The organism is Candidatus Thermoplasmatota archaeon (assembly GCA_034660695.1).
Taxonomy (GTDB): Archaea; Thermoplasmatota; E2; order UBA202; family DSCA01; genus JAYEJS01.
Genome location: JAYEJS010000022.1, coordinates 1 through 13,188, shown reverse-complemented (window position 1 = coordinate 13,188; position 13,188 = coordinate 1). Strand labels below are relative to the sequence as shown.

Sequence of the window (13,188 nt, the reverse complement as noted above, 5' to 3'; positions counted from 1 at the left end):
GAAGGTAAATAAAAAAGTGGGAAGGCGTATTCAAAATTTTGTTGAATCCTGCAGATCATTTCTCAAATCATTTTTCCGGTCTGCTTATGGCTTTTTTCATTTTTTGACTACTTTTTCAAAGCATTCCATCTATCTATGAATAAATAGTTTTATAATCCACTAACCCATTTAATGGTAGAGAGGCAAGAAAATGAAAAAAATAATGGCAATTGTATGTATGGTTTTGTTTTTGTGTAGTTCTGCTTTGACGGGATTAAGCGATGTAAAGGATAACGCTGCCCATACCTATGAAATGTCTTCCCAGCAATTAGCACCGCTAGTTGATGATGCTTATGACTTGCTCATTGTAACGCCAGCGGAATTCAGCGATGCTCTGCAGCCGCTGGTAGAGCATAAGGAAAGCTATGGTGTAAAAACGATAATTGTTTCACTTGATGAAATCTATAACGGCAATTATTTCACCGTTCAGGGCAGGGATGATGCAGAGAAGGTAAAATATTTCATTAAAAATGCTCTTGACGAATGGAGTATAGGTTATGTTTTACTTGTGGGGGGGAGAAAGCCAGGTATGCAAGAAGAATGGCTTATGCCGGTGAGGTACAGCCATATAGAGGACAATGTGGCTACAAAGGAGGACAGATACATCAGCGATTTGTATTATGCAGATGTATATGATGCGGATGGAAATTTCTCCAGCTGGGATACCAACAATAACGGCATATTCGGGGAATGGCGTGCCAATAAATCAGCGGACGACATAATGGATTTGTACCCCGATGTTTACATCGGGCGCCTTCCATGCAGAAACAACTTCGAGGTTGAAATAATGGTCGATAAAATCATAAATTACGAAGAAGGGAAATGCAATGACTCATGGTTCAAAAAAATGGTGGTGGTGGGCGGCGATACATACACTTTTAACGATTATTATGAGGGGGAGGTGGCCAATCAGCAGGCATTGGACAGGATGCCAGGATTTGAACCGATAAAATTGTGGACATCTGATGGTTCTTTACAGGGTTGGGCTGATGTCGTCAAAACCATCAACCAGGGATGTGGTTTTCTCTATTTCGCAGGTCACGGAAGCCCCACAACCTGGGCGACACATCCTCCATATGATGAAAAAACATGGATATATGGCCTCCAGATATTTCAAATGCCGTTACTTTCAAACAAAGACAAACTCCCAGTATGCATTGTCGGCGGCTGCCACAACAGTTTGTTTAATGTAAGTCTGTTCCGTTCTACTTGGACATTCGGCCTGCCTGTTCCAGAGTGCTGGAGCTGGTGGCTAACACGCTGCATCAAAGGCGGTTCTATCGCTACGCTGGGATGTACAGGCTTGGGATACGGGGAAGAAGATAAACAGGGAGAGGTCAAAAAAGGAGGGGGCGACTGGATAGACATCCTTTTCTTCAACGAGTACGGTGAAAATAATGTCCGCATTCTTGGAGAGGCATGGGGAAAAGCCATTGTCTCATATCTTAACGAGTTCCCGATAGATTGGAATGAAAGAGCATTTAATGATACCGCACTTGATGCGAAGACTACCCAGGAATGGATACTTTTCGGCGACCCGAGCCTGAAAATCGGGGGATATGCCTAGCTTTCCCCTTTTCATAGCTTTCTATTGTGAGATATGGAAGGTATTTCAGTCATTGCCTCTTATGATAGATGTTGGGTATCTGATTAATCTATACACCATGGGTTAGCTACCATTTCTTTCACACTCTCCAAACAGTTGGGAGAAGAAACCGAAAGGCAGCTGTGTGGCGAAGTCAAGTAAGCAATATTAACCCTTAACCACTCCGAGAGGGATCATACGCGCCACTTTCAATGATAAACCTGCTCCATGCGTTACATTTACAACTTGACTCACATCCTTATAGGCATCGGGGCTTTCCTCTGCCATCACGCTCCAGCTCGCAGGATGTGCATATATTCCCTTTCTTTCCAATTTTGCCCCTATCTCCTCTCCTCTCCATTTTCTCTTGGCAGCACTTCTTGAAAGCACTCTTCCTGCACCGTGGCATGTGGAGCCGAAAGTTTCCTCTGATTCCTTAGTGCCTTTGAGAAGATAGCTCTCGGTGCCCATATCCCCGGGAATAAGAACGGGCTGCCCTACTTCCCTGTACTGCAAAGGTATTTCTTTCCTTCCTGGCCCAAATGCCCTTGTAGCTCCTTTTCTGTGAACATACACTTCCATCTTTTTTCCATCAATCTCATGCTCTTCAAGTTTTGCCACGTTATGACAGACGTCATATACAATGTTCATTTCCATATCCTCCGCATTTTCTCCAAGAACATTTTCAAAAGATTGACGAACCCAATGAACTATCATCTGCCGGTTGCACCATGCAAAATTTGCAGCGCCAGCCATCGCCTTGAGATATGACTGTCCCTCCTCGCTGTGCACGGGAGCGCAGGCAAGCTGACGATCCGGCAATCCTATGCCATACTTCTTCACGGCCTGCTCCAGCACTTTCAAATGGTCGGTACATATCTGGTGGCCGAATCCTCTCGACCCGGTATGAATCAACACAACTATCTGGTCCTTTTCCACACCATAGGTTTTTGCCGCCATATCATCGGATATATTTGCTACTCTCTGTATCTCCAAAAAATGATTGCCAGCCCCGAGCGACCCGACCTGGGACTTACCCCTATCCTTGGCCTTTTCGGAAATGTGCGATAAATCAGCCGTTTCCAGACAGCCGTTTTCCTCAAGAGTTTCCAAATCCTTTTCCCATCCATATCCATTCTCCACAGCCCACCTTGCCCCCATCTCAATTACATCGTCCAGTTGATTCTTATTGAGCCTGACTTTTGCTTTACTGCCCACCCCGGAAGGCACATTTTTGAACATCTCGTCCACCAAACCCCTCACCTTTTCTTTGTCCATGTCATGAATTTTCAAATTTGTTCTCACAAGCCTGACTCCGCAATTTATGTCAAAACCCACGCCGCCGGGGGACACCGTCCCGTCATCTGCAGAGGTGGCAGCAACACCGCCTATGGGAAAGCCGTACCCCCAGTGTATCTCGGGCATCGCCATTGATTTTCCCACAATGCCTGGCAGAGTGGTAACATTGGCTACCTGTTCTAAAGCATTATCCTTTTTTATTGCATCTATCATCTCATCGCTGGCATATATTATGCCGGATGTCCGCATATTTAGATTCCCTCTTTCCCCCTTATAAGTTTTCGGTATCTCGTATCTATATTCCCCTATTTTATTCAAAGGTCCGTTCCACATATTTTTCTTTCCCTCATATATCAAATAGCACTTTTATGTAAAAACCTTTCTTATTTCTTTTGATTTGCAGCAGATGATATGTCACTGCCTTTATTTCAACCCCGTATCCGTGCTTATTCCTATCATACTTTTCCCCCCACGCCTCTCCAGCTAATTCATTACCTATCTTTACTTCGAAATCCCCGAATACAAGCCCTTCTACGTCATTTATGTACAGGAGGTTGGACAGCCAGTCCACCAGTAATTGTTCCTCATCCAAGTCAACGGGTATTTTTATTTCTCTCCTTTCAATGGCATCTATGTTGCTCCCGTCCGTAATTATATAAAACATCCCTTTTGCAGCGTTTTCAAACGCCTTTTCCAGCGTTGCCCCATATGCTTCTATGCCTATGTCGGCAGTATGCTCGAATATGCTAAATGATGCCATTCCAGTTTTTAAGCTTTGGTTATATTAAAAAGTTTGTTTTTGAAATTGGTGGTGGCTGTCGAACCCGGATTTACTCCCGTCCAACTTATGGTTCCATCGCAGTCAAGGTCTGGCCTGGTTGGAATCCATGGATTGTTCAAATCCTTGATGCAAAATTGCAGATTTGGCGACGAGCGATGCAACAAATTATTAAAACAACTCGTCGATTCACTTACTCTATGGGCAACGAAAACGAGTTCCTGGCATTTAAGCAACAACCTCTGGCTGGTAGCACATTTTCCAACTGGCTAATGATGCTTGCAGAAAATGCTTTCAGGGTGAATCCGAAGTATATGACAAGGGCCGTCTATATAACAATGCTTACTTCATTGACTTCTCTACCAAGATTAATCGAAAGGAAACATGATGATGCTATAAATAAAGTAGAACCCGAACCTGTTTTCATAGTCGGACATTTCAGAGGTGGTACGACATACCTCCATTATCTGATGAGTCACGACACGAATATGTCCTATGTATCGACTTTTCAGACGATGGCTCCCCGCAACTTTATTTTTATGGAAAAATTCTTCAAAAAATTACTTTCCGACAGCCTTCCCGAAACGAGGCCGATGGATGATGTAAAAATGGCAGCGGACTATCCATACGAAGAGGAGTACGCAATGGCAAACTTAAGCCCTTATTCCCCTTATCATGGCTGGTATTTCCCGAGAAAAATGAGGGGGTACTTTGATAAATATGTGCTTTTTAAATCGCCTGATAAAATTGTAAAAAGATGGCAGCAGACATACTCCTATTTACTGAAAAAAGTTGTTTATAGGGAGGGAAAAAACAGGATACTTCTCAAAAATCCTTCAAATACGGGCAGGATAAAACAGCTTATTGACATTTATCCGGATGCAAAATTTATACATCTCTATCGCAATCCCTATGAAGTTTTTTATTCGACAAAACGTCTTTATGATGGGATAATGCCTATATTTGCATTACAAAAATATGATATGGGGGAAATTGAAGAAAATATTTTTTATTTTTACAGTGCAATGTATGAAAAATTTTTCAGGGAATAGCATCTTATAAAAGAGGAGGATTATACTGAAGTAAGATATGAAAATTTCATAAAACAGCCACTGAAAACGTTGGAAGATATATACAATTCACTGAATCTGCCAAATTTTAAAGAATCCGAGGGACGGTTCAAGGATTACATCGACTCACAAAAAAATTATAAGCCCAACAAATACAAAATCAGCAAGCAAGTGAAAGATAAAATATATTCCCACTGGCACGAAAACATAGACATGTGGGGGTATGAGTAACTATTTCTATTGCATCTTCTTCCATTCCAATAGTTACATAAACTGATATAATGTTTATTGTTGTGGATTTGTATAAAGAGATTAAACTGCTGGTGGAGCAAATTCCGGAAGGAAAATTTTCGACTTACAGGACAATATCCATTGCACTGGGCGATGAAATTGCATGTTCTGCGGTAAAAAAAGTTTTGAAGGAATGGAGAAAGAAATATAATGTCGTATCTTCTGGTAACGAGAGCAATGCCAGCTACTTTTTTAATGAATTTAAAACGTGCTATCCCTTAAAAAAATTGAGGGAAGAGCAGATATCTCTGAGGAATAAAGTCATCACAAAAGACAGATTTAAGGAAGTGGAAACGGTGGCTGGCATAGATGTTGCCTGTGCCGGCGATAAAGCATATGGGGCATGTGTGGAAATAGATACGGATGGAAACATAATAAAAAGAAAGGTAACAATCAAAAAATTAACATTTCCTTACATACCCACATATCTCTCATATCGTGAGTTGCCGGTTTTGCATGAACTTATCGATAAAGAAAAACCATCTGTTGTCATGATAGATGGAAACGGCATTCTCCATCCCCGGCAGATGGGAATGGCTTCCCATTTTGGCGTTTTGCATTCCATTCCATCCATCGGCATTGCCAAGAAATTGTTGTGCGGTAAGATAAAAGGAAAATACGTTTTCATGGATGGCGAAAAAATTGGAGCGATTTATGGGGCAGGAAAGCCCATCTATGTCTCCCCCGGACATAAAATATCCCTCGGAAGTTCCTTGGCCATAACGAAAAAATTTTGCAGATGTCGCATTCCCGAACCCATAAGGCAGGCCCATATACTGGCGAACAAGGCAAAAAATGAAAACAATTTATAATCCCTGGGAGATACAATTGTATGAATCTAATATGCCCACTTGATTTTAGATATGGCAGAAATGAGATTAAAAAAATTTTCAGTGAGGAAAGCCGTCTTTCATATCAACTGAAAGTAGAGGCAGCTCTTGCAAGGGGACACGCAAAATTTGGAAATATCCCAAAAAAAGCGGCCGAGGAGATAACAAGGAAGGCAAACCTGAATTATGTTAAAATTGAGAGAGTCAAGGAGATAGAGAGAGAGATATACCACGATGTCATGGCTATGGCTAAGGCCTTAACCGAAGCATGTGGTGATGCCGGCAAATACGTTCATCTAGGGGCAACGTCGTATGACATAGTCGATTCGGCAAATGCTCTTCAGATTACGGAAGCCGTCAGTATTATCGAAAATGACCTCATAGAATTGAAAAAGTCCTTGGCAGGACTGGCAAAAAAGTACAGAGATACGGTCATGCTCGGCAGGACTCACGGGCAGTATGCATTGCCTATAACATTCGGTATGAAAATGGCAGTTTTTGCCTCTGAAACGGACAGACATATACAAAGGGTAAGAAGATGCAAGGAAGAACTAACGGTTGGCAAAATGTCCGGGGCAGTCGGCAGCGGAGCCGCATTGGGCAACCATTTCTTTGAAATACAGGATGCCGTAATGAACGAACTGGGGCTCAAGGCAGAGATTCCTTCGACACAAATTGTCGGCAGGGACAGATATGTTGTTCTTATGTCTATGCTTGCGAATATCGCTGCCTCTACGGAAAAATTTGCAACTGAGGTAAGGAATCTGCAGAGGAGCGAAATCGGGGAAGTGGCGGAGCCTTTTGCAAAAAAGCAGGTAGGCTCGTCCACAATGCCGCACAAGAGAAATCCAATAATATGCGAGCAGGTATGCGGGCTTTCAAGGATTGTGAGGGTCAACCTTCTGCCGTCATGGGAAAATGCAATTCAATGGCATGAGAGAGATTTATGCAATTCATCATCGGAGAGGTTCATAATTCCACACTCGATAATTCTCACTGACTGGATTCTGGTGCAGATGAAAGAAGTTTTTTCAAAGATGGACGTCTATCCTGAGAAAATGAAAGAGAACATAGAAAGAAGCAGGGGCCTGCCAATGGCTGAAGCCGTAATGATTTTGCTGGTCGAAAAGGGGATGGGCAGGCAGGCTGCCCATGAAATTCTGAGAGTTTGTTCTATTGAAGCAAGTAAGACCGGAAAGCACCTTAAAGAAGTTCTTCTAGAAAACGAAAAAATAAGAGGTTTGCTGAGCGAGGAGGAGATAAAACGTGTTCTTGACATAGAACATTATGTTGGCGGGGCAAAGAGGATAGTTGATATGACATTGAAAAGGTTATATCCCAATGAATGAAGAAATTGGAATAATGTTGTTTTGAGAGATATAGCGGAGCAGTTCCCACAATTTTTCGTTGAAAGTAGAAGTGATTCCATCTATCAGCAATGATATGCCTCCGGTAGACTCATGCTCTCCTGAAAGATATTTGCTTTCATATGTATTGTTGCCGTGCATATCTGCCAGAAGGGCTATGCCAAAAAATTTGCTGCATGCCTGCGAGGAGTTTTTTGATATGTATCTATCGTTTCCGAGAAAGTCAGCAATAACCCCCACTCCAACAGTTTGTCCGAACCCTTGGGAAAATTCATCTGTTTTGTACATATCGTTCCCGGAAAAATCTATGAGGGAGCCTATGCTCGATCTTTTCAACCCATCTGTCCATCCCTCGCCTGCGCCCTGAGAATTTTTTTTCGAGACATATTTATCATCTCCCAGAAAATCAAGTAGGATGGCCATGCCCCCGGATGTGGCGCTTCCCTGAGAATGATGTACGGCATTATACATATCATTGCCGGATACATCTACCAGTAAGGAGAAACCATTTCCATTTGCAAATGCCTGTGAGCAGTCTTTGGTACTATACGTATCGTTGCCATCCATGTCGGCGAGTATGGAGATCCCGCCCGCATTGGCACTTCCCTGGGAATAATTACCGCCAGCATAAATGTCATCGCCGTCAAAATCCAGCATGAAAGAGATGCCGGCGCATGCATATGACTGGGACCAGTCCCCGGATGTGTAAAAATCGTTGCCGGAGAGGTCGAGCAGCATACTTATCCCCAGAAATGAATTTGCTATCTTACCCCGGTAACGATCGTTTCCTGCAACATCCACCACGAGTGCCGCCTCACCATCAATATTTTTGGTATCGTATACATCATTTCCGCCGAGGTCAAGTATTAGAGAATATTTTCCATCATACACGTTTGTTCCGTTTCCACCCACAATTATCATTCCTGACGGGTCTTTGAGAACTATCCCGTCTGCATACATATCACCGTATTTTTCAATTGCCGGGACAGCATACCTTATTGATTCAAGGAGAGTTAAACTTCCTTCCACCATTTTTTCGGTATCAATCTTTTGCAGTATAAAGGAAAGTTTATCCGACTCGCTGTAAAAAAGATCAAGATTCGGGAATATGCCTATCTTTTCTTTTATGGTGTTTTTAATAATAGACAGCAGGTCGGATTGTGTTTCATTGTCAGTTCTCAAAAAATCTATTTCTTCCTCTGTCAGATTTTTTGTCGCATCACGGCACAAAAGTGTGGCATTGTTTAATGAATACAGAATGAAGGCTATGGCCTGTCTCAGTTCGGGAGGCAGTAAATCTATTTCATTGAAAAAATTCTGGATTTCCAAGTTACTTATGTTTATCCCATTTACGCTATAAAATTCAAGGACGGCATATTTGAGCCATGGCTGTGTTTTTTCATACAGGATATCGACATTTCCCGTCCTGACAACCAATTCCATTGTGAGATTTTTTTGGACATTAAAATCAACGCTCCGGATTATCGAGGGAATGGCACTTATAAACGAGGAAACATTTTCCAGCGTGGGCATATTATCTACCAAATCTTCCTTTTCAGGAATTTCAGATTGGCGAGGGCTACCGAACATCGATGGTAATATCAAAAGTATGGCCACCAAAATACAAATCCTCTTCATTTATTTTCATCTTCAAAATATATGGTAAGTATAAGTAAGTTTTTGTTTTTGCGTGGTTGACCTGGCGATAAGAAAAATTTTAAATATCCAGGGTGGTTAGCAGAGCATCATGGACTCGATAGAAGAGTATGCAGGGGATAATGGTTTTAATATATTGGAAATGACAAAAAGTGTTGATGAATTTTCCCTAGAAAAAGGGGGCATGCCTGAAACATTAACCGCCGCCTACGTCGAGAAGGACGGCATCGTTTATCTTTTGAAGCAAAGCGGGACAATTGAAAGAATAGGAACAAAGGAATACTGGAATAAAATAATGAAATTTAAGCCAACTGATAGGAAAGTGGCGAAGATAAATACAAACATAAAGCATGGAAATGACCTTGTGAGTTGTGGGCTCTGCGACCAACACAAAGACACTACTGCCCTCTTAAATGTTGTTGTGACAAATAGGTGTGATTTAAGATGTTGGTATTGCTTTTTTTATGAAGAGAAAGCAGGCTTCGCATATGAGCCAGACATGGAAGATATAATAAATGGAATTAAGGTGGCAAGAGAATATAATGGATATACACCTCCGATTCAGATTACGGGAGGAGAGCCATCTTTAAGAGATGATCTGGATGAAATAATAAGGGCATCGGTAGAACTGGGTTCCCCCCATGTACAGCTAAATACGAACTCTATTTCAATAGGAATTGATTATTTCGAAAATCATCAAAAGGCTGTAGAAAAAGTTACAAGATGGAGGAAAGCGGGCTTAAAAACCATTTATACATCTTTTGACAGCATAAGTCCAGATTCAGAGAGCAACCCAAAAAATCATTATGAAATACCTTTTGCTCTTCAGGCGTACATAGAAGGCGGGATAAAAAGTGTTGTCCTTGTTCCGACGGCAAGCCAACTTAATCTAAAAGAAATGCCGGGCATTATCAAATTTGCAATGCATAACATGGAAAAAGGAATAAAAGGCATTAATTTTCAGCCAATTTCTCTCGTCGGGTACATCAAGAAAGGTGATAGGGATAAACTCAGGGTTGTTCAGTCAGACATCGTAAAGGAGCTGAAAGGGCAATTCAATTTTGGGATGGAAGCATGGTATCCTGTGCCAACCGTGGCGTCGCTGGCCGACGTTATAGGCAAGGAGCCCCATATTCATTTTTATAATAACGAGAAGTGCGGCATAGCCACCTACGTGTACGTTGATAAAGAAAAAAATAAGCTGATTCCGATAACTCAATTTATAGACGTGGACAAATTTATAGGAGATATATCCAAATTAGATGGTAGTATTCTTAAAAAAGTTTTGTTGAGCGCCAAAATTATTCCGGATGCGGTCAGATATAAAAGTTTCAGAAAAGCTTTTGCAAATAAACTTTTGGATTACATAACACAGGATGAGCTGCCAAACGGAGAAAAAGTATCTGACATGGTGGCGGACAGTATCATAAAAAAAGGAGATTATTCAAGCCTTAGAACATTCCACCACAACTTCATATTTATGGGGATGATGCATTTTCAGGACTATTACAATTACGACGTTAACCGTGTGCAAAGATGCAACATACACTATTCAGCCGGCCCAAAAATAATACCGTTCTGCACCTACAATGTTTTCCCATCCATATACAGAGATAAATTCCTGGAAGAGAATAAAATTGAGGGAAAGGAGGGAAAGATGCTGATGGCAAAATCATTAAAACAAAAAGAGAGGGTGGTATCTTTCAGGAAAAAAATAGATGAAATAGTAAAATCGCCGATCTACAAAGAAGTTTATAATATTGATTCATAGCTCAAATCAATGACAGCGGGCTCGAGGGGATTTGAACCCCTGACCGACAGGTTAAGAGCCTGCTGCTCTACCTAGCTGAGCCACGAGCCCGTGTTGGTATTCGAATTCATGAATTTATATAAAAATTTAGTGATAGCGGCCTTCACAAATTTTACTCCACCCTCGATATGTACTTTACGTCTATTTCATCTGATATGCACACATCCTTGCCCGCCTTTCTTATCTCCATTCCATCTTTCCTTGCGGTGGCAGCGTCTATTCTCAGTATAACCGGATTTGACGTTCTTACTTTTCCCGCTTCTATTGCTTTCTCCTTGCTTTCGCTCAAATGAACTTTGGTTCTGTCGGTGGGAAAAAGCCCCTGTTCCATCACAATCTCTGCCTCTTCTTCTGTGACAGGATAAAAAAGTTCGTCTGCTTCGGCAAAGGGCAGGTCTGACAGATCTATCTCCACTGTATGGGCATAGGTTGCCCTTACCTTTTCATGTCTTACCTGGTATCTTCCCTTTTCATCCGTTTCCACCATTGCCAGTATATGCTTTTTTCTCAGCCAGTGAAAGTTCATTCTCGTGTTTTTTATAGCGTTCACCATATCTTCTATTTCAACCCATCCATGCTCATCCATTTCCAAACCAAATTGTTCCGGGAAGTGTCTCAGTATTCCAGCCATTGTGCCGCTCAGTTTTTTTATTTCTCGGTCATTCATAAAAAACTTTCCTTTTTCCCCGCACATGGGGCATTTTTCGCCCCTATAACAACCATGCTCAGTACATTCAGCCAACATTTTATTCCTCTACTTTTTTAACTCTCCTAACGTTGTTTTTCTTTCAGCAAATGCATTATGTTTGTGAATCGATTCCAAGCTTTCGCTTCTTGCTACAATTTCAATATCGTCGGGCAAATTGTGATATTTTTCCAGAACGTTTGTAAGGATATCTCTCACAACATCCTCAACAAATTTTGGATTTTCATGGGCATGAACAACAACTTCCTTTTCGTCGGCTCTTTTAAGGATTTCATATGTGGGCGAGCTCATCGATGCCTCTGCTATATCTATGAGATCGTCAGCATCCACATTTCCTCTGCTTTCCATTATAAGCGTTGATATACACCTTTGATTATGTGTCATTTTCAAATCTTTCCCATATGCCTTCCTTATTGTTTCCATAGCACAGGGGCAGGCGGTCATCCCCATCACCTCAACACCAATAAATTTTCGCATGTTTCCATCTTTGGTGGCAACAACTTCCGACATTATTTTGTAGGGTTCCATCGTTTTTCTTTTTCCAGGGGTGAACTTATCCAGAAAATAATCTGCATGTGCATGTACTTCGGAGCGTGTGGCATATTCATGCTTTTGCAGCAGCCTTTTGGCTATTTCACCGCATAATGCCTCGAGGCTGGACGAAGGCTCCCTCACAGATTGTTCCACTGTATTCTCCATAACCTCTGAATTTCTTGATAAATCGCTGCCTTTTTTGGACGCCGGCAGATCAACGAATACGTTCATGTCAACCGTCAGCTGAACCGTCCTGTGGGGGCGTCTTATATACACCTGCTTTTTAATTCCTTTTATGCCTACTCTCGTCAGCTTAAAACTTGATCGAGGTCTCCACGATTGCACGTCAGGCAAACCCATGCTACGACAATGTGCCAGGGCATATTAATTTTATGCCCGCACGATGAAGGCAGCGTAAGAAAATTCATTCCTCTTTCCTTTTATTTGTGTATATAACCTGACTTCCCACATTTTAAGCACATGTTATGATCGATAATTGCTGCCTGATTCTCCTAAATGCCTGTTTTTCTCCTTAGAACTTCTTCATTTTTTCATGCTGGCGATAGCAATCCACATGTAATGATATGTGTTTACAATATAAGCACATACGATTCTTACAGAAATTACAAAGAAACAGAAGGGGATTTTGGAAAAACTAAATTTATGTGCTTAAAAATACGGAAGTTAGGATATAACAAGTGAGAAGTATGACAAAACATAAGACCGACAGTTTTAAATATTCCTTTTGATATATTATTTTGAAAATACCTCTACGGGCAGCGGGAAAAACCTCTGCGCGATGGGCCAACAAAACTGGGCTTATCGGCTGCCCGTTAAAATGTTATTTTTTTATTTCTGTAGCAATTTTGTCCAATTCAATATATCTGTCAGCACATCTTATTAGTTCTCCAGATGCCGCTGATTTAAAGCAAGCAATTTCAATTATTATTCCCTGTTTTTTAAGTGCTTCGATCGTTTTTATGTAATCAAGATCTCCAGCTACCAACACTCCAACATCATAAGATTTGGTAAAACCGAGTGAGAGCATATCTGTCGCTAGCGCAATATCAACTCCCTTTTCTATATACCTTTTTTCCTTTTTAGTCAAAATGGAGTGAGAATCCTCTGGGCTTCAGCCCAGAGATGAATCACTCCACAATACTTTTTACTACGTTCCAGTTGGATACATAGTCCCAAGCCCAACCAGAACATGGTTGTAATTA

General features: G+C 41.5%; 11 protein-coding genes and 1 tRNA gene. 5 read left to right on the top strand and 7 right to left on the bottom strand.

The annotated features are described in order from the left end of the window. Nucleotides 1–190: 190 nt before the first annotated feature. Nucleotides 191–1,606, top strand: coding sequence for a C25 family cysteine peptidase (locus U9O96_01265; GenBank protein ID MEA2053738.1), 1,416 nt, complete (start codon nt 191–193; stop codon nt 1,604–1,606). Nucleotides 1,607–1,792: 186 nt separating this feature from the next. Here U9O96_01265 and U9O96_01260 read toward each other — a convergent pair whose 3' ends face one another. Next, entirely contained in the window at nt 1,793–3,256 is a 1,464-nt protein-coding gene (locus U9O96_01260) for an RtcB family protein (protein MEA2053737.1), read from the bottom strand. Between the two features lie 13 nt (nt 3,257–3,269). Beyond that, the gene (locus U9O96_01255) at nt 3,270–3,683 is read right to left on the bottom strand and encodes an archease (protein MEA2053736.1); all 414 of its coding nucleotides are present in this window, start codon (nt 3,681–3,683) and stop codon (nt 3,270–3,272) included. A 218-nt stretch (nt 3,684–3,901) separates the two neighbouring features. Here U9O96_01255 and U9O96_01250 point away from each other — a divergent pair, with 218 nt between their 5' ends. The 3 genes from U9O96_01250 (at nt 3,902) to purB (ending at nt 7,241) form a co-directional block, all read left to right on the top strand. Beyond that, the gene (locus U9O96_01250; protein ID MEA2053735.1) at nt 3,902–4,753 is read left to right on the top strand and encodes a sulfotransferase; all 852 of its coding nucleotides are present in this window, start codon (nt 3,902–3,904) and stop codon (nt 4,751–4,753) included. Between the two features lie 311 nt (nt 4,754–5,064). Beyond that, nucleotides 5,065–5,874, top strand: coding sequence for an endonuclease V (locus U9O96_01245; protein MEA2053734.1), 810 nt, complete (start codon nt 5,065–5,067; stop codon nt 5,872–5,874). 20 nt (nt 5,875–5,894) lie between these two features. Continuing rightward, nucleotides 5,895–7,241: an adenylosuccinate lyase gene (purB, locus tag U9O96_01240; protein MEA2053733.1), complete on the top strand. Its 1,347-nt coding sequence runs from the start codon at nt 5,895–5,897 to the stop codon at nt 7,239–7,241. Here the strand turns inward: purB and U9O96_01235 are convergent. Beyond that, nucleotides 7,224–8,897, bottom strand: coding sequence for a hypothetical protein (locus U9O96_01235; protein ID MEA2053732.1), 1,674 nt, complete (start codon nt 8,895–8,897; stop codon nt 7,224–7,226). The genes purB and U9O96_01235 overlap by 18 nt on opposite strands. A gap of 109 nt (nt 8,898–9,006) precedes the next feature. Here U9O96_01235 and U9O96_01230 point away from each other — a divergent pair, with 109 nt between their 5' ends. After that, nucleotides 9,007–10,686 (top strand): radical SAM protein, encoded by a 1,680-nt coding sequence (locus U9O96_01230; GenBank protein ID MEA2053731.1) that lies wholly within the window; start codon nt 9,007–9,009, stop codon nt 10,684–10,686. A gap of 16 nt (nt 10,687–10,702) precedes the next feature. Here U9O96_01230 and U9O96_01225 read toward each other — a convergent pair. The 4 genes from U9O96_01225 to U9O96_01210 all read right to left on the bottom strand — a co-directional run bounded on the left by U9O96_01225 (nt 10,703) and on the right by U9O96_01210 (nt 13,073). Then, a tRNA-Lys gene (locus tag U9O96_01225) sits at nt 10,703–10,776 on the bottom strand. Between the two features lie 61 nt (nt 10,777–10,837). Continuing rightward, nucleotides 10,838–11,470 (bottom strand): RNA 2'-phosphotransferase, encoded by a 633-nt coding sequence (locus tag U9O96_01220; GenBank protein ID MEA2053730.1) that lies wholly within the window; start codon nt 11,468–11,470, stop codon nt 10,838–10,840. A 9-nt stretch (nt 11,471–11,479) separates the two neighbouring features. Continuing rightward, the gene (gene mptA / locus U9O96_01215; GenBank protein ID MEA2053729.1) at nt 11,480–12,325 is read right to left on the bottom strand and encodes a GTP cyclohydrolase MptA; all 846 of its coding nucleotides are present in this window, start codon (nt 12,323–12,325) and stop codon (nt 11,480–11,482) included. Nucleotides 12,326–12,806: 481 nt separating this feature from the next. Continuing rightward, nucleotides 12,807–13,073 carry an NYN domain-containing protein gene (locus U9O96_01210; protein MEA2053728.1) on the bottom strand — a complete coding sequence of 89 codons (267 nt, stop codon included), beginning with the start codon at nt 13,071–13,073 and terminating at the stop codon, nt 12,807–12,809. Between the last annotated feature and the right edge of the window lie 115 nt (nt 13,074–13,188).